This is a genomic window from Streptomyces sp. NPDC050433 (genome assembly GCF_044458565.1).
GTDB lineage: Bacteria > Actinomycetota > Actinomycetes > Streptomycetales > Streptomycetaceae > Streptomyces.
The window spans coordinates 216,150-234,768 of record NZ_JBITIB010000002.1 but is presented as its reverse complement, the minus strand read 5'-3'; the positions used below and the strand labels follow the sequence as shown (position 1 = coordinate 234,768).

Sequence of the window (18,619 nt, the reverse complement as noted above, 5' to 3'; positions counted from 1 at the left end):
CTTCGACTTCGCCAACACCGCCAACTCCGGCCGCAGCTGGTTCGGTTCGGATTCGAAGAAGCTGCTGCGTTTCGAGGCGCCGGACGGCGGCACGGTCAGCCTGGGGCTTGGGGGCGCCAAGGAACTCCGTCCGACGGTCAAGGGCGACACGGTCACGTACAAGGACGCGGTAGCAGGCGCCGACCTCGAATACGAGGTGGGCCGCGGCCGGGTCAAGGAGAACATCGTCCTGCACGAGGCTCCGGACAGGCCCGTCTCGTACGTCTTCACCCTGGACACCGACGGGCTGCTCCCCAAAGCGCGCAAGGACGGGTCGATCGCCCTGTTCGGCGAGGCCCCGGGCACCCCGGTCCTGGTCATCCCGGCGCCGTACATGACGGACGCCAAGAAGGACAAGCTGTCGCCGACCGGTGGTACGTACTCCACCGACGTCACCCAGAAGCTGACCCGCTCCCGCGACGGCAAGAGCTGGAAGCTCACGCTCACGCCGGACGCCAAGTGGCTGGCGTCCAAGGAGCGGCAGTATCCGGTGGTGATCGACCCGACGATCACCGTCGCGCCGTCGCCGTCGGCGTCGCAGGACGTGATGGTCCTGTCGGATCAGCCGTCGGTGAACTTCAACTCCACGTGGAAGCTGTCGGCGGGCAAGACCGACACGGGCATCTCCCGGTCGCTGATCAAGTTCCCGCTGACCGAGATCCCGGCGGGGGTGAAGGTCGACGCGGCTCAGCTGAGCATGTATTTCGACCAGTCCCACACCACCAACGGCAACAACGTGGACCTGGAGGTCCGCCGGGCCACTGGCGCCTGGGACGAGGCGACGGCCACCTGGTCAAACACCAGCTCGCTGGCCGGCGAGCAGTCCGCCAGCACCGTGCAGCTCGACGACGGGGACGCGGGCACCGCCGCGGTCGGTGAGTGGCCCAAGGGCACCACGACCGGCGGCGCCGCGGTCAACGACGACTACGCGTACAACAAGAACACCGCGACCGGCGAGTCCTACACCTGGCAGCCGCGCATCGCGGACACGGCCGACTACCGCGTCGAGGTCCGCACCCCAGGCCTCGCGGACGCGACCGCGGCCGCCCCGTACACGGTGACCTCCGGTGAGGGCACCACGACGTACACGGTCAACCAGACCGGTGCCGCCGCCTGGAAGCAGCTGGGCACCAGCCAGCTCGACTTCTCCAAGGGCAACGCCGGCAAGATCGTCCTCGGTGACACCGGCGACTCCACGAAGCGGACCGCCGCGGACGCGGTCCGACTGGTGAACCCGGCCCAGATCCGCAAGGACATCGGCGAGTACAACCAGTGGCACAACTTCCGGGTCGCCGACACGGTGCAGAAGTGGGTCTCCGGCACCGCCACGAACCACGGCTTCGTCATCAAGGCCGTCGACGAGACCTCCACCGCGCCGACCGGCGGTCCGCGCTACGAAGCGGGCGACGGCAGCACGTACGGCGGCGAGACCTCGACGATCCCGCGCCTGACGGTGACCTACGGCAAGGTCGGCACCTCGCTGAACTCACCGACCGTGGTGCACTCCACCGGCCCCGAGCTGTCCTGGCCGAAGTACACCAACACCACCGGCAGCACGAGCGACGACATCGCCGAGTACCAGCTGCACCGCTCCACCCAGCAGGTGTTCACCCCGTCCGCGGCCACACTGATCGCCCCGATCGACGCAGCCGCGACGACGTACACGGACACCACGGCGGTACCGACCCCCGACACCAGCTCAGAGGAGATCGGCAAGTCGTACTACTACCAGCTCGCCGTCAAGACCAAGACGGGAGAGGTGCTCGGGTCCCCGACCCGTACCGTCGGCATCCCCAAGGCCGGCCGCACCATGAAGCTCGTCCAGGGCACCTCCGGGGTCACGGACACCACGCTCTCCTCCCAGCAGCCCACCACCAACCAGGACACCATCCAGTCCTTCGGTGTCGGGCAGAAGTGGCTGAGCGCCGGCAACAACTCCGGTACGTACGGCACGACCCGCACCGCGCTGAAGTTCTCCACCACCGACATCCCCACCAGCGCCACCGTGCTGGAGAGCAAGCTCTACATGTGGGGCGCTGAGACCACCAGCACCACCAACGGCGCGATCTACGAACTCCACGGCCTGAACAAGGCGTTCACCGAGACCACCGCCACCTGGAACAACGCCGCCACCGGCACCCCCTGGACCGCCCCCGGCGGCGACTTCTCCGCGACCGTCTCCGACACCGTCCCGCAGATCACCGACGAGGTCGGCCGCCACTGGTGGGACGCCACCAGCCTCACCCAGTCCTGGGTCGACATCCCCGCCAACAACAAGGGCGCCCTGGTCAAGCTCAAGGACGAGACCACCACAGGACCCCAGGAACGAACCCTGTTCCTGGCCTCGGAGGCCTCCGACTACCAGCTCGGCCCGCTGCTGCGCGTCATCTACGTCGACTCGACCACCGAGGACACGTACTACGCGCCGCAGACCCCCGCGCGGATGACCCCGAACTCCACCTACACCGTGGACATGACGGTCACCAACACCACCAGCGCGGCCTGGGCCGCCGGTGAGCGGGAACTCTCCTACACCTGGAAGCTGCCCGACGGCACGGATGCCACCAACGGCGGCAACCAGCTCAAGACCGCCATTCCGGCGCTGCTGCCGGGCAAGTCCGCAACAATCCAGGCACAGGTCAAGACCCCGATCAACTCCGACTCGGGCAGCAAGCGCACCGAGTACGTGCTCGGCTGGGACGTACGCAAGATCTCCGACGGCACCTGGCTGTCCGCCGGCACCGGCGGCATCCCGTCGCTGAAGCAGAACGTGGCGGTCGAGGACCCGACCTCCAACTCACTGGGCCTGGAAAAGTTCTACTCGTACGCCGGGAAGAACACCGGTGCCGGCTCGACGGTCATGAACAACCTGTCCTCGGGCAACAGCGTCTGGTCGTACAACGCCTTCACGAATCCCGGCCGGGGCCTGAACACGTTCGCGCGTTTCGCTTACAACTCGCAGGACACCTCCGACACGGTCGCGGGCCACGGCTGGTCGATGCAGGCCGCGGGCCCGATCCGCCTCGGTGCCCCGCTGGACTTCCATCCCACCCCGAACCCGACGGAGGTCCGTCTCCCGGACGGGGACGGCACCACGCACGTCTTCCGCTGGGACGCCACGAACAGTGTGTGGAAGGCGCCGGCGGGTGTGCACTACAAGCTCGCTGCCAAGGCGGGCCTGGACTGCAAGCCCTCGAAGGACCCGGTCCCTGACGCCTGGACGATGACCCGTCCGGACGGCACCCGGTTCCTGTTCGGCTGCGACGGCTACATGACGTCCGCGATCGACAAGAACGGCAACACGCAGACGTTCACGTACGAGGAGCGCAAGTCCAACAACAAGCCGACCAAGTTCCTCAAGTACGTCACAGACCCGGCGGGCCGCCAGTCGCTGACGGTCGAGTACTACGGCAAGGGCGACGCGTCCTACGAGTACATCAACGACTCGGGTGCGAAGGTCTCCGGCACCAACCTCAACAACTCCAAGATCTACGACCACGTGAAGTCCATGACGGACATCTCGGGGGCGGACCCCTCGGGCAGGAAGATCGAGTTCTACTACACCACCAAAGGCCTGCTCGGGCAGATCACCGACGGCGTCGGCTCCGTCCAGCCCAAGGACTTCACGTTCACCTACGACGCCACCCAGGGCAACAAGAACGTCAAGCTCGTCAAGGCCACCGACCCGCGCGGCAACAACACGTCGATGGCCTACAACGAGCCGTCGGCGGGCGACGACCCGAAGTACCACTGGTGGACGAAAACCGTCACCGACCGACTGAACGGTGCCACCGGGTTCACGTACGCGGTGAACGCCTCGAACGCGAAGTTCACCGACGCCAAGGTGACAGATGCTGAGAACCACGCCACGGACTACGTGACCGACGACTTCGGCCGCCCGGTACAGACGACGAATGCCAAGTCCCAGACCAGCAAGATGGCGTGGGACGCGGACAACAACGTCACGTACCTCGAGGAGGCCAACGGGGCGAAGACGGCGTTCTGCTACGACCAGAAGACCGGCTACCCACTGTGGCAGCGCGACGCAGAGAACAACAAGGACGGCATACCGGCCCAGTCCGAGTGCGCTCCTGCCGCTTTCCCGGCCAACTCGCAGCAGTACACATACCAGACGCGGCTCGACGGCTTCTCCGCGGACCTGGCCACCAAGACTACCCCCGAGGGCCGCAAGTGGCAGTTCGCGTACGACGAGTTCGGCAACCTGAAGACGGTCACTGACCCCAAGGGCGTAGCCACCGCGACTGTCGGCGACTACACGACGACCCACGAATACAACGGCCACGGCCAACTGACCAGGACGACAGACGCAAACGGCAACCCGACCAGCAACTCGGAATTCGGTCCCACCGGATACCCGGCGACGATCACTGATGCACTCGGCCGGGCGACATCCTTCGTCTACGACGAACGCGGTGAGGTCACACAGGTCACCGATGCCCTGGGCAAGAGGACGACTCAAACGTACGACACCTTCGGCCGTCCGCTGGTCAAGACCATGCCGAAGGATCAGAACGCCGGTGTCCTGATCACCACTCCCGCACCGGTCTACGACGCGAACGACAACCTCACGACGTCAACATCACCGAACGGCGCGGTCTCCACGGCGATGTACGACGATGCGGATCAGATCGTTACCGCTACTGCCCCGAAGGACAATTCCGCCCAGGAGTCCCGGAGGACGACCTACACGTACGACAAGGCCGGCAACCTCAGGACGACCACAGAGCCCAACGGCAATGTCGTCGGTGCCGCGGCGGGTTCGTACACCACGACCAACGCGTACGACGAGCTCAATCAGGTCGTCGAGGTCGTGAGCGCGGAGGGCGACAAGATCTCCTACGAATACGACAACGCCGGCAACAACACCGTGGTCGTCGACCCGGGGAAGAACGCGACAGCCGACACCTCCGACTACTCGTCCAAGACTCAGTTCGACCTCAATCACCGCGCAACGGCAGTCACGGACGGAGCCGGGAACATCACCCGGAAGTCCTACGACAAGGACTCTCTCCTGGTCTCCACCACCGACGCCGAGAACAACACCACGCTGATCTCATACGACGAGCGGGGTAAGCAGAAGGAGGTCAAAGTCCCGCACGAGGGCTCGTCCCCGGTCACCTACCGAACGACCAAGTACGAGTACGACCAGGTCGGCAACACCACCAAGGAGATCTCACCGCGCGGTGCCGACACCGCCGCGGCCGACGACTTCACCTCCGAGACCACGTTCGACGCACTGAACCGCCCGTCGAGGGAGTACCTGCCCTACGACCCGGCGGATGCCCGGTACAACAAGCGGGTGTACAGCGAGACGCTGTACGACGAAACGGGCCGCGTGGCGAAGACCTCGCTGCCGCCTTCGGAGGGCCAGACGGTCCGCAACGACACGGTGTTCAGCTACTTCGACAACGGCTGGACGAGGTCCTCGACCGATCCGTGGTCCATCGTCACCACCTACGACTACAACGAGCTGGGCAATCAGACAGCCCGCTCCGTCTCCTCCGCCGACGGTTCCGCGGTGCGTACGCAGGCGTGGTCGTACTACCCGGACGGAAAGCAGAAGTCGAAGACCGATGACGGAGTACCGGTCGGCAGTTCGGTCGTTCTGGTCGACAACTCCGACACGCAGAACACGTCCGCGACCGGGACATGGACCAAGGGCAGCCTCACCGGTCAGCAGGGCTACGACCATCAGGTCCGCGCCTCCGGCGCCGGCACCGATGCCTTCGCCTGGACCCTGAACATTCCCCGGGACGGCAGTTACACCGCATACGCCAAGTTCCCGAAGGTCACCGGGGCCGCGACCGCCGCCAAGTACACCGTCACCCACTCCGGTGGCACGACGGACAAGACGGTCGACCAGAACACAGACACCGGAAAGTGGGTGGCCCTCGGCTCGTACAGCTTCACCCAGGGAAACGCGGCGAAGCTCCAGTTGTTCCAGAACAGCGGCGGCGCGGTCGTCGCCGATGGAGTCAAGCTCGTCCGTGATCATTCGGCCGACAGCGACACGGAGAAAAAGTCCTTCGCGTACGCCTACGACGTCAACGGCAACATGACGTCGATCGACGACACTTCGTCCGGTGCCACGATTGATGCGTACACGGTCAGCTACACCGGACTGAGCCAGGTGGCGAAGGTGACCGAGGCCCTCGCGGGCCAGGAGAAGAAGACCACGTCCTTCACCTATGACAGCAACGGCCAGCCGGAGACCGTCACCCATCCCGATCAGTACTCCACGTACACCTACGACCTGAGGAACCTCGTCAAGACCGTCTCGGTGGGCAAGTCGCCCACGGACGCCTCGCCGAAGGTCAGTTCGTACACCTACACCGACCGTGGTCAGAAGCTCAAGGAGACGAAGGCCAACAGCAATACGGTCGAATACACCTACTTCCTCGACGGATCAGTGAAGGACCAGTCGGAGACGAAGGCCAACGGCACTCTGGTCTCGTCGCACTCCTACGCCTACGACGCCAACGGAAACAAGGCGCGGGATGTGGCGAAGAAGATGAACGCCGATGATCACTCGGCGTATCTCAGCTCCACCACCGATCACACCTACGATCCGGCGGACCGACTCGCTAAGTCAGTGAAGACGGGCAACGGTGCGGCGACGCAGGTCTACGTCCACGACGACAACGCCAACGTCGTCAGCCAGACCTCCGGCGGCGTTACGACGTCCTACACCTACGACCGCAACCGGCTGCTCAGTGCCTCCGCCGGGGGCCAGTCCTCCCAGTACAACTACGATCCGTTCGGCCGGCAGGAATCCGCAACCGCAGCTGGCAAGGTCGTCGAACGCAGCGTGTACGACGGGTTCGACCACGTCGTCCAGTCCAGCAGGGCGGACAACGCGGGAGCGATGAAGACGACGACGTACACCTTCGATCCGCTGGATCGCACGGCCACCAGAACGGTGAACGGAAAGACCACCGACTTCCGCTACCTGGGCCTCTCCGATGAGGTTCTGGGAGAGGAAGAGGCCGGCAAACTCACCAAGTCCTACCAGTACAGCCCGTGGGGTGAGCGTCTCTCGCAGGTGAAGGTCAATACGGACGGTACGAGTGAGGACGCCTACTACGGATACAACGACCACACCGATGTCGAGACGCTGACAGGCAAGGACGGCGACACGAAGGCCACCTACGGCTACAGCCCCTATGGTACGGACGACGAGTCCGAGTTCACCGGCATCGACAAGCCCGCCGTGAACGACCCCACCAAGGAGACCTACAACCCCTACCGGTTCAACGCCAAGAGGTGGGATGCCCAGTCCGGTACTTACGACATGGGCTTCCGCGACTACGCCCCGGGCCTCAACCGCTTCACCACCCGGGACATGTACAACGGGGCCCTCGCCGACATGGAACTCGGCGCCGACCCGATGACCGGGAACCGATACGCGTTCGGTGGTGGAAACCCGACCACCAATATCGAGCTGGACGGCCACCTCTTCGGGGTGGACATCTGGGGCGCTGCGAAGAGTCTCTTCAAGGCAACGGCAACGCGCACCCCGATAGGGATAGCGAGTACAGCCGTCGAGCTGCTTACCGGAGTGGACCCTCTCTTCACTCCCAAGAAGATCGATGGTCATCGCATAGCGGAATCCCTCCTGCTGGAAGAAGCCAAGAACCAGATGCCCAAGCGCTTTCCCGAAAGAGGGGACTGCGTTTCCGGCAGAGCGGGAAGCTATATTACGTACGACCCACTCAGGGACGGAAAAGCTCAAGGTGCACAAGCGTGCCTCAACAACCCCCTCGGTAAGGGGAGTCCCGCAGCCAGGCTGTCAATATCCGGTTACGACGATGCGCGCAGCGACGGCTACAACGTGTCGCGCTGCCACTTGATCGGAAACAAGCTGGGTGGCGACGGGACGATCGAAGAGAATCTCTTTACTTGTGCCCAGAACCCAACCAATTCCGCGAATATGTATCATCGATTCGAGAAGGACGTCGCTGCGCATGTGAATGCCAAGGAGACGGTATACTACAACGTCACTCCGCTGTACCGGGAAGGGGCGGCGCGCCCTTACGCCGTAAGTCTTTCCTACAGCACGAGCACGGGCGCCAGTGAGAGCGCGGTATTCCTCAACTGGATACGGCGCGACGGCCGATGGAAGACCCTCGGCTGATCCAGTCATGAGCACGTGGGTGGGTCCGTTCCCGGGCAACCGGGAACGGACCCACCCAGGTATGGAAAAATTCATTTGGGAGATTGATGATGCGCACCACGAGTGCACCACCGATTGACGTCACCGCACTGGTGCCCGCGCTCGCGCAATGGGTCAGGAGCACTGTCCGTCTGCATCCGAGGCGTGGCACGCCAGGGGCATCGCAGAGCCACGTCGGCGGGCCGCTGCTGTGGGGCCCGAACGAGGACTGGCCCACGTGCGACGAGCACTCACGTGACATCGGTGAGCCCGGAGCGGGGAGGTTCGTTGTTGTCGGACAGTTCTTCTCCCGCGATCTCCCGGAGTTTTTCTTTCCGAGCGGCTTCGACATGGTTCAGATTCTGTGGTGTCCGAATGACCACTATGTCGAATATCCGTGGGGTGGCGAATACGAGGGTCCCGATGTGCGTATCTTCTGGCGCGACTCCAAATCGATCACGGATTTTGTCCCCATGATCCCGGAGCTTCCCCCACTCCTCAACGATGCGTACCGGGTGCATCCCTGCACCATCAGCCCCGAAATGGTCGCCGAGTACCCGTTCGTCGAGGAACTTCCTGATGAACTCATGCGAATCGTGGACGAGATCGACCGAGCACGAGATTTTCAGTACCAGTATGCGTTGTCGGTTGCGAAGGGATGGAAAGTGGGAGGATGGGCCAACTGGAATGTGACCGGCATCGAGCGGAATTACTGCCCGAACTGCCGGTCGGATCTGCGCCTTCTACTGAAGGTGGACAGCAGTGAATGGGACGGGGCCAGTGACAGGTGGTGGCCGCTCGAAGACAGGGCGTTGACACCGGACGGTATGAGCCGTGCCTACGAGCCGACGGGCGTCGACGTCGGGCGATTCGGTGAGCTGCGGGTATTCATCTGCCAGCAGAACGCCATGCACCGTCCCGTACTCAATATCCAGTGAGACGGGCGAGGCGGGAGAAGAGGAGGTGCCGATCTTGAGCAGGACCTTAGGGCGTGCAGATCTTTCGCTAAGGGCTTGCAGATCATTACAGTAACACGTCGTCTTGATCTTGTTGTTGGGTTCGCCGGTGAGGGTGAGGACTCGGGCTTGGAGGACTGAGAGGGTCGCGGATGGGATCGCCGCGGGTGGGATGGTGATCTTGTGGGCCTTGAGCAGTTTCCTGTTTTCCAGGAGTGTGCGGTGCATGGCCGTGCGGCTGCTGCCGAACAATACGGCCAGGGGTTCCGCGGCCATTGCGACCCGCAGGTGGAGCACGGTGGCCAGGACCTGGTCGGGGAAGGTGAGCCGGGGCGGACGGCCGCGCTGGTTGTCACCGTCAGGAGCCAACGTTGCGGTGAGTTCGTCCAGTTGGCGGTGGGTCATCCCGGTCAGGGCGGGGTCAGAGAGCAGGTTTTGGTCCCACTTCTCCGCGGGCGCCTGCGGGGCCCGCGCCACCGGGATGGCGGGGCATGGCTGGGGGTGGAGGGCAGAGTTCCAGTCACCGTGGAACGCGTGCCGGGTCAGCGGCAGGGCGGCCATCTCCGCGTCGCCGATTTTCACTCCGGTGGGGTAGCTGTTGGTGTCGAGGGCGGCCCTCACGCGCAGTCCGGTGCTGGTGGTGGTCGCCGCGATGCTGTTCACGATGACTTCGTGGCTGGTCAGCGGGCGGCCACGCCAGTTCATGGTGATGTGGGGGAACAGCCGGTGCTCGATCTTGTTCCACTTCGATGTGCCCGGAGGAAGGTGACACACGGTGATCGTGAGCCCGGTTTCGGCGGCGAGCCGGGCGAGTTCGAGTTTCCAGGCCCGGGTGCGGTAGCCGTTGGAGCCACCCGCGTCGGCGGTGATCAGCAGTCGTGTTGCCCGCGGGTAGGCGGGGCGGCCTTGGCCGTGCCACCAGCGGCGGATCGACTCCACGGCGAACGCGGCGGTGTCGTGGTCAGTGCCGACGTTGACCCAGCCGGTGTTCGCGGCCAGGTCGTAGATCCCATAGGGGACGGCTTTGCCCAGCTGCGGGTCGGCGAAGTCGTGGACGCCTACCAGTACTGGCTCACCTGTAGGGCGCCACTGGCGGCCGCTGTTCTTGAATGCTCCGAGGAGTTCCTTCTTCTTGGTGTCCACGCTGATCACCGGCTGGCTGGCATCCCGGTGTCCGCGGGCCTGCTCGTTCAGATAGCGGAACTGGGCATCGCGGTCGCCGTGTTGGCTGCCCTCGATTGTCTTGGCGTTGGCCTGCAGGCTGAAGCCTTCCTCCCGCAGGAGGTTGGCGACGGTGTCGGCGCTGACCTGGTGCCCGGCCCGTTTCAGCTCCCGGGCCAGGGTGCGGGTCGACTTCACCGTCCAGCGCAGCGGCGACATCGGATCCCCGCGCTCGTCCGGCTCGACCAGCGCAGCAGGGCCGGACGCAACCCCCGGTCGAGATCTGCGACCCGTTTACGTCCTCCGCCCGGCCGCCGCACCCGGCCCAGGGGCTCCTCGCCGGCCTCAAGCTCGAACAGCCCTTGCGGACCGTCGTCTCACTCACCGCCGCGGCCTGCGCGACGGCCCGGACGCCGCCATGCCCCAGCATCCTGGCCTCCGCGGCCATCAGCAGCCGAATTGGATTGGATGGTGAATGTCCAGAGAGAAAACACCATACTTCAAGACTTTTGTTGAGATGGCGGCATGTAGCCATTTGGAATGGAGTGCGACTGCTCTGGCCGGGCGGGCAATCACGGCCTATGCGAATTCCCAGGAATGGATGCTCAGGGTGGGGAAATTTGCTACCGATCCGCTCCGTCTCGCGGATTTTGCTGAGGGGTTCGGAGAGGCACCTATGAGGTCAGGGCTCGACGCAATTCCGTGACGGATAGCCGATGGCAACACCCGGGCGGTTCTTAGTGATCCTACGCAGTCGCTGCCGAGGGGGGAGGCGTCTCTCAGCGCACGCTCTCGCGTGTCGCCTTCTCGCCCGTCAGCTCGGAGGCAGCGGCACGGACCGGCGTAACTTGGTCCCGCTGTATCGCACTCCGAATTCCCCGGAGATGTCGACACAGGAGCAGAAGATCGCGGACTCGATCGCCGCGGGAAATACCGTCTACTACTCCTCCGTTCCGGTGTGGGGCAGCGACAGTAATCCCATTCCGCTCGGTGTTACGATGACCGCCTATACGTCCACCGGGGCCAGAATTGTCGATCAGACGATTTGGAACAGGCCCTGACCAAGGCGTAGTCAGTACGTAAATCGCGTGGAGGGGTGCACATGGAATGGGTCGAACGCCTGGTGACGGTCACGGGTTGGGATGGCGAAACGGGCGAACCCGACTGGACCGGCACGGAGGAATTCCTGGGCACCCCTCTCCCTGATGATTTCAAGGAACTGCGTCGCCGCTTCGCGCCCCGGGGAGCTTTCAGCGACCATCTCCTGATCCTGAAGGCGAACGAGGATTCGGAGTCGGTGCGCGCCAACCACGCGACACTACTCAATTCAGTGTCGGCGAACCCGGACAACCGGCGGATGTTCGACCCTGCCGGCCTTCTCGGTGCGAATGAGGGCAAGCCGGGAACGGGTCTTGTGCAGTGGGGCTTCTCCTTCATCGAGGAGGAGTACTACTGGCTGGTCGACACCGCACGGGACCCGGCCACATGGCCGGTGATTGCCCGAGTGGACCCGCTGGAGCCATTTCAGCGTTTCGACATGTCGGCCTCGGAGTTCGTCTACCGCGTTCTCACGGAGGCGGAATTCGTGCCCTTCGGTGTTGCAGCATCGATCCCCTCGCCCTTTTATAGGGCACTTTGATCCTGACCGCAGACCGGACCGTTCGGCACCACGGCCCGCCCGTTTCGTCCCGGGGCGGGCCGTGGCGCATGTGATGCCTGGTCGGCGCCCTGCCGGAAAGGAACGATCGGTCAGGTTCCCTCGGAGGACGTCGTCCGTGACGTCGAATTCCTGGGGAGCAGATTCGCCACCGATGACGAGATCCTTCAAGATCTGGTCGAGATGGACGACACGGAGGGCTACGTGCCCTTCTCCCAGCCGGGTGGCCTGATCGGCTGGGAGGAGTCCTATTCGGGGGACAGCTTCTACTGGAGGACGAGCCCCGCGGACCCGAACGCGCGGCCGGTGGCCTCAGCGCTGAGTGGAGTTCACACGTGGCAGCGCACGTTGACCAGGAGAGTGCTGGCCGGCAGGCCAGCCATATAGGCGTCGATGTGTTCTTGGCCGGACGGGAGCTCCGGCTCGTGCGGGCACTGTGCTGGGCTCTGACAAGCACCGGGGCCGCCGTCCTCGTACCACCAGCCGTCGAGGGTGAGGACGTTGCGCTGTCGCAGCGCCAGGCCCGTTTGCCGGTCGACGAACGCCTCCAGCCCCGTCTGCCCGACTTCGAGCACGGGGTCGCCGAAGGCCAGGAACCAGGAGGAGTAGGGCCGGGTCGCGAGCGTCGCCAGGTACGCGTCGAAGGTCTGCACCAGGGGCTGGCCACGGTAGCGGGCGACGAGTTCCTCGCCGGAGCAGGACTCGAACTCAGGCTCCGCGCGGTCGCGGAAGACCTCCCAGGGTCGGGCAGGAGGAAGCTCAGACGCCAGCTCGTGCCACCTGCTCCAAGCCTCGGCTGCCAGCCGTCGGGCGTCGTCGGGCTCGGCGGTGAAGAGGACAACGGCGCCAAGACCGCATACTGCTACGACCAGAAGACGGGCTACCCGCTCTGGCAGCGGGACCCGGAGAACAACAAGGCAGGCGTGCCGCCCGCGGCCGACTGCGCCCCGGGCGCATACCCGGCGAACTCGCAGCGCTACAGCTACCAGACCCGTCTGGACGGCTTCTCGGCCGACATCTACACGAAGACCTCTCCGGAGGGGCGCAAGTGGCAGTTCGGCTACGACTCGCTCGGCAACCTGAAGACAGTCACCGACCCCAAGGGCGTCGCGACCGCGACGGCGGATGACTACACCACCGCATACGAGTACGACGCCCACGGTCAGCTGACCAAGGCGACCGACGCCAACGGCAACCCGACAAACTACGGCGACTTCGGCCCGACCGGCTACCCGGAGAAGATCACCGACCCGCTGAGCAAGCCCACGTCGTTTGTCTATGACGAGCGCGGTCAGGTCCGTGAAGTCATCGACGCGCTGGGCAAGAAGACCACGCAGGACTACGACACCTTCGGGCGTCCTCTGGTCAGGACGGTGCCGAAGGATCAAGCGGCGGGCGTTTTCATTACGATGCCAGCGCCTGAATTCGATGCCAACGACAATGTCACCAAGTCGACCGCGCCCAACGGGGCGGTCTCCACGGCGGTGTACGACGCGGCCGACCAGATCACCTCGGCCACCGCTCCGAAGGACACGGCTACGTCGGACGAACGCAGGACGGTCTACACCTACGACAACGTCGGCAACATCAAGACCACGACGGAGGCGAAGGGTTCGCTGACCACGGCGGACTCGACCGACTACCTCACGACCAACGCGTACGACGAGATCTATCAGTTGACCTCGGTGATCAACGCCCAGCAGGACAAGATCTCCTACACGTACGACAACGTCGGCAACCTCACGAAGGTGGTGGATCCGAAGAAGAACGCCACCGCGGACGCCGAGGACTACACCAGCAAAACCGATTACGACCTGAACCACCGGGTCACCACGGTCACGGACGCATCCGGCAAGACCAGCAGGAAATCTTACGACAAGGACTCCCTGGTCATCTCGACCACGGATGCCGAGAGCAACACCACGACCGTCACCTATGACGAGCGGGGCACGCAGACCGAGGTGAAGGTCCCCTATGAGGGCACCACGTTCCGCACCACCAAGTGGGAGTACGACCAGGTCGGCAACAACACCAAGGTGATCACGCCGCGGGGTACAGCGACGGGCACGGCGGACGACTTCACCTCGCGTACCGAGTACGACGCGCTGAACCGTCCGGTCAAGCAGTTCCGGCCGTACGACCCTGCCGATGCCCGTTACAACAAGGCGGACGTCTACACGCAGACGGTGTACGACGCCGTGGGCCGGGTGGCGAAGACCTCGCTGCCGCCGTCGGAGGGTCAGACGGTCCGCAGCGACACGTTCGTGGAGTACTTCGACAACGGCTGGGTGAAGAAGTCCACCGACCCGTGGGACATCGCCACGACCTACGACTACACCGAGCTCGGCCAGCAGAAGGCTCGCACGCTGACCTCGGCGGGCGGCTCCTCGGACCGCACCATGGCGTGGTCGTACTACCCCGACGGCAAGCTCAAGTCGAAGTCCGACGACGGTGTGCCGGTCGGCAAGTCGGTCGTGCTGGTCGACAACTCCGACACCCAGCACACTTCCTCCACCGGTACGTGGGCGACGGGAGACCTCACCGGCCAGCAGGGCTACAACCACGGCACGCACGCGGCGGGCACCGGCACGGACGCCTTCACCTGGACGCTGAACATCCCCAAGGACGGCACGTACACGGCGTACGTGAAGTACCCGAAGGTCACGGGCGTCGCGACCACCGCCAAGTACTCACTTTCCCAGGGCACCACCACGCACCCGGCGGTCACCAAGGACCAGAACGCCGCAACCGGCACCTGGGTCTCGCTCGGCTCGTACATCCTCAAGCAGGGCAACGACGCAAAGCTAAAACTGGATCAGAACAGCGCAGGCGTCGTCGTCGCCGACGGCGTGAAGCTGGTGCGCGACACCACGGGCGAGACGGACAGCGAGAAGAAGTCCTTCGCGTATGCCTACGACGCCAATGCCAACCTGACATCGATCGATGACACATCGTCGGGCGCGAGGATCGACGCCTACACGGTGGCGTACACGGGCCTGAACCAGGTCGCGAAGGTGACCGAGGCGCTGGCCGGCGCGGAGAAGAAGGTCACGTCGTACACCTACGACGCCAACGGCCAGTCGGAGACGGTCACCCACCCCGACCAGTTCTCCAAGTACACCTACGACCTGAGGGAGCAGGTCAAGACGGTGTCGGCCGGCAAGACGGCGGCCGATGCCTCTCCGAAGGTGAGCTCGTACACATACACCGACCGCGGCCAGAAGCTCCAGGAGACCAAGGCCAACAAGAACACGGTCGACTCCACCTACTTCCTGAACGGCGCCCTGAAGTCGACGACGGAGAAGAAGGGCTCCGGCACTCTCGTCTCCTCACACACCTACGCCTACGACGCCAACGGCAACAAGGCGCAGGACGTGGCGAAGAAGATGAACGCCGACAACCACGCGGCGTACCTCCAATCCACCACGGACTACACCTATGACCCGGCCGACCGCCTCGCCAAGTCGGTCAAGACGGGGACGGGCGCGGGCACCGACACCTACGTCCACGACGACAACGCCAATGTCATCAGCCAGTCGGTCAAGGGCGTTTCCACGACCTTCGGCTACGACCGCAACCGGCTGCTGACCGCGAACTCGGCAGGCTCGACCGCCAACTACAACTACGACCCGTTCGGCCGCCAGGAGTCGGTCACCGCGGGCGGGAAGGTCATCGAGCGCAGCGTCTACGACGGATTCGACCACATCGTGGAGTCCCAGAAGGCGGACGATACGGGTGCGTTGAAGACGACGAAGTACACGTTCGACCCGCTGGACCGCACGGCGTCGAAGACGGCGGACGGCAAGACGACCGACTTCAACTACCTCGGCATGTCCGGCGAGGTGCTGGGCGAGGAAGTCGCCGGGGAACTCACCAAGTCCTACCAGTACAGCCCGTGGGGCGAGCGTCTCTCCCAGGTCAAGCACAACTCCGACGGGACCAGCGAGGACGGCTTCTACGGCTACAACTCGCACACCGACGTCGAAACCCTGACCGACAAGGACGGCGACACCAAGTCGACCTACGGCTACACCGCCTACGGCTCCGACGACAAGGACGAGTTCACCGGCATCGACAAGCCGGAAGTGGGCGACCCCACGAAGGAGGCGTACAACCCCTACCGCTACAACTCCAAACGCTGGGACGCCAACGCGGGCACGTACGACATGGGATTCCGCGACTACAACCCCGGGCTCAACCGCTTCACCACCCGGGACATGTACAACGGGGCGCTCGCCGACATGAGCCTGGGAGCCGACCCCTTCACCGGCAATCGCTACGCCTTCACCGGCGGAAACCCGTCGAGCTTCATCGAGTACGACGGACACATCTTCGGCTGCGACGTCTGCGATGACGTCCTGGGCAAGATCGGCGACGCTCTGAAGGGCGGAGGCAAGGTGGCGACGAAGGCCGCGCGGGCGCTGGGGGCTCGTGGCCGAGGTCTTCCTCAACGGTATCGGCTGGAACTCTCCCGTCGTGTCCAACGGATTTGAGTCCACGCCAGAGGGCGACACCAGCAAGGGTCTGCTCGTCACTCCCGAGGAAGAGTTCGAGTGGCAGCCGGCAAGTGCCCCGTTCCCGTTCACGCGAGACAACTGCGACGTGGGCCAGAGCATGGTGTACTACCAGCCGCTCGACCAGTACAAGAGGGCGACGGGAGTGCGCGCCTGCCTCAACGGCGGTGACTACAGCTGGCTCAACGACAAGGGAGAAACACAGGGCAAGGCCGATTCCAAGATCGCGGGAAGTCCTGTCCCGCGCCCCCAGAGGGACTATCCCGAGTTGACTCCTCCCGGTTTCAAGAGGGGGATGAACCGTGGTCATCTGCTGGCGAATCGACTGGGCGGCAGCGGTACCGAGCCTCGGAATCTGGTATCCCTGTGGGCCACACCCAACAGGTCTCAGATGAAGAAGGTGGAGAACAAGGTGGCTGCCATGGTGGAGGCCGGGCAAACGGTCTACTACGAGGTGAACGCCAACTACACGGGAAGCAACGGGGCTCCCGACAGCCTGACCATCACCTGGTTGAACATGGACACAGGAGAATTCGAGCCTGGGGCGACAATTTGGAACACGCCGACAGGACTCCAACCCTGAGTCGTGAAACTGCCGGGTCGGACAGGAGTTGGCTGAAGTAGTTAGTCCAAGATTCACATGGGTGTGGGTGAATATCGCGAATAATATTCACCCACACCCTTCCGTCTGAAAGGTTGCTATATGTGGGTGCACCGAGTGATCGAGTTGACCGGATGGGAGCCACTGGGGATTCCTGTCGACTGGGAGGCGATCGAAGGGGAGTTGCAGATCCCTCTGCCCGCGGACTACAGAGAGCTTTTCGAGGCTTTTGGTGGCGGAGTCTTCAGTGATTCTGTCTATTTCCTCGGGTATGACGAGGGTCTCGCCTTCGATTTTCTGACTCAGTGGCGAGTCGCCCTTTCGGTCGACCGGGACAGTGGGGCGGGCGATGTTTCTGCCGTTGAGCCATACTCGATTTATGCACCGGGAGGTAAGGGTCTCGTTCCATGGGGTTCCACGGAATGGGGCGATGAATACTTTTGGCTCATCGATGCCGGTCGGCCCGGCGAGTATCCCATCTTCGCGCGAGCTGAAGACGGCGAATGGCACCGGTACGACATGTCCACGTCGGAATTCCTCTACAGAGTTCTCTCGGATGCGGATTTCCAACCCTTTGGGATTGCTCGGTATGCCCTGGGTACAACGTTCGAGCCGGGCTCCGACGACGACAGCTGATGTGCCGCACGAAGGGGCCCTGGGAGAGCGGACCGGACTGTCCTGACAGGTGAGTTGGGCAGCGCGCCGCCGTTCCTGGCGTGGCTGGGGTGCGACGACCGGAACGACGGCGTCGCTGGTGCGCGCCGTGGACGGCTGCGCCGCTCTTCTGAAGCAGGACCGGCCAGCCGGCATGGTTTCCGATCTGCTGCACAAGGCTCCGGAGCCGTTCGGCCCGCCCGCGCCCACGGCGGACAGCCGGTTCCCGGCCTGGGACGACCGGGACGCCCGCCCCTACGGGCACCTGCCGTCCTCCCATCTCGCGGCGGGCACGGACGACACCGAACGCAGGGCCGTGGACGCGGAACGCACGGCGGGGGACAAGGCCCGCGAGGTGACCAGCCGCGCGGTCGAGGCAGCCGCCCGCCCGTCACGGGGCCAGCGCGCCATCGCCGAGACAGGCACCATGCTGGACCGCGCCCTGCGTCTGGCCGCCGTCGCCGAACAGGAAGCCCGCAACGCCGCCGAAGCGGCCAAGACCGCCACCCAGGCCCGCCAGTTCTGCGCCGCGATCACCAAGGCGGCCGAACGCGGCCAATCGCCGTGCGTCTGGCCGGCACCTCCCGCGCCGAACGGCAGGACCTCCTCACCCACTTCACCCGGCAGGCGGTCGAGGCCGAGACAGAAGAGCGCCGCGCCCGTACGGCAGCGCAGGCCTCGCGCCGCGACGCCTGGAAGGCGGCCAGCACCAGCCCGTACGCCGAATACCTGAGGGAGGAGGGGAGCACCGGCACCCCGCCGGCCGACCCGGCGCAGATGCGCCAACAACTCGAAACGATGCGCGAGCGGCTGCCCGCGCTCGCCGAACGCATCGACACCCAACTCGTCGACGCAGTACGCACA

At 64.6% G+C, this 18,619-nt stretch carries 8 protein-coding genes and 2 pseudogenes; 8 read left to right on the top strand and 2 right to left on the bottom strand.

What is annotated here, in order from left to right; genetic code table 11:
• The first annotated feature begins 586 nt into the window (after nucleotides 1-586).
• Both ACIBLA_RS03815 and ACIBLA_RS03810 read left to right on the top strand, forming a co-directional pair.
• Complete coding sequence (locus ACIBLA_RS03815; RefSeq protein WP_363242916.1) at nucleotides 587-8,194, top strand: DNRLRE domain-containing protein; 7,608 nt, start codon at nucleotides 587-589, stop codon at nucleotides 8,192-8,194.
• Between the two features lie 86 nt (nucleotides 8,195-8,280).
• Nucleotides 8,281-9,150: a hypothetical protein gene (locus ACIBLA_RS03810; RefSeq protein ID WP_363242831.1), complete on the top strand. Its 870-nt coding sequence runs from the start codon at nucleotides 8,281-8,283 to the stop codon at nucleotides 9,148-9,150.
• A gap of 93 nt (nucleotides 9,151-9,243) precedes the next feature.
• Here the strand turns inward: ACIBLA_RS03810 and ACIBLA_RS03805 are convergent.
• Nucleotides 9,244-10,777 (bottom strand): annotated as a pseudogene (locus ACIBLA_RS03805) (ISAzo13 family transposase); the annotation flags it as partial.
• A 268-nt stretch (nucleotides 10,778-11,045) separates the two neighbouring features.
• Here ACIBLA_RS03805 and ACIBLA_RS03800 point away from each other — a divergent pair.
• Nucleotides 11,046-11,390 carry a DNA/RNA non-specific endonuclease gene (locus tag ACIBLA_RS03800; RefSeq protein ID WP_363242832.1) on the top strand — a complete coding sequence of 115 codons (345 nt, stop codon included), beginning with the start codon at nucleotides 11,046-11,048 and terminating at the stop codon, nucleotides 11,388-11,390.
• Nucleotides 11,391-11,431: 41 nt separating this feature from the next.
• Entirely contained in the window at nucleotides 11,432-11,968 is a 537-nt protein-coding gene (locus tag ACIBLA_RS03795; RefSeq protein ID WP_363242833.1) for a hypothetical protein, read from the top strand.
• Nucleotides 11,969-12,315: 347 nt separating this feature from the next.
• Here the strand turns inward: ACIBLA_RS03795 and ACIBLA_RS03790 are convergent, their stop codons facing one another.
• Nucleotides 12,316-12,639: a hypothetical protein gene (locus tag ACIBLA_RS03790; protein ID WP_363242834.1), complete on the bottom strand. Its 324-nt coding sequence runs from the start codon at nucleotides 12,637-12,639 to the stop codon at nucleotides 12,316-12,318.
• A 177-nt stretch (nucleotides 12,640-12,816) separates the two neighbouring features.
• Between ACIBLA_RS03790 and ACIBLA_RS03785 the strand changes: the two are divergent.
• From ACIBLA_RS03785 to ACIBLA_RS03770, 4 genes and pseudogenes are all read left to right on the top strand, one after another.
• Nucleotides 12,817-16,479 (top strand): annotated as a pseudogene (locus ACIBLA_RS03785) (RHS repeat-associated core domain-containing protein); the annotation flags it as partial.
• Nucleotides 16,418-17,083, top strand: coding sequence for a DNA/RNA non-specific endonuclease (locus ACIBLA_RS03780; protein WP_363242835.1), 666 nt, complete (start codon nucleotides 16,418-16,420; stop codon nucleotides 17,081-17,083). The pseudogene ACIBLA_RS03785 and the gene ACIBLA_RS03780, both read left to right, overlap by 62 nt.
• A 135-nt stretch (nucleotides 17,084-17,218) precedes the next feature.
• Nucleotides 17,219-17,737 (top strand): SMI1/KNR4 family protein, encoded by a 519-nt coding sequence (locus ACIBLA_RS03775; RefSeq protein ID WP_363242836.1) that lies wholly within the window; start codon nucleotides 17,219-17,221, stop codon nucleotides 17,735-17,737.
• 49 nt (nucleotides 17,738-17,786) lie between these two features.
• Entirely contained in the window at nucleotides 17,787-18,488 is a 702-nt protein-coding gene (locus ACIBLA_RS03770; RefSeq protein ID WP_363242837.1) for a hypothetical protein, read from the top strand.
• The last annotated feature ends 131 nt before the right edge of the window (nucleotides 18,489-18,619 follow it).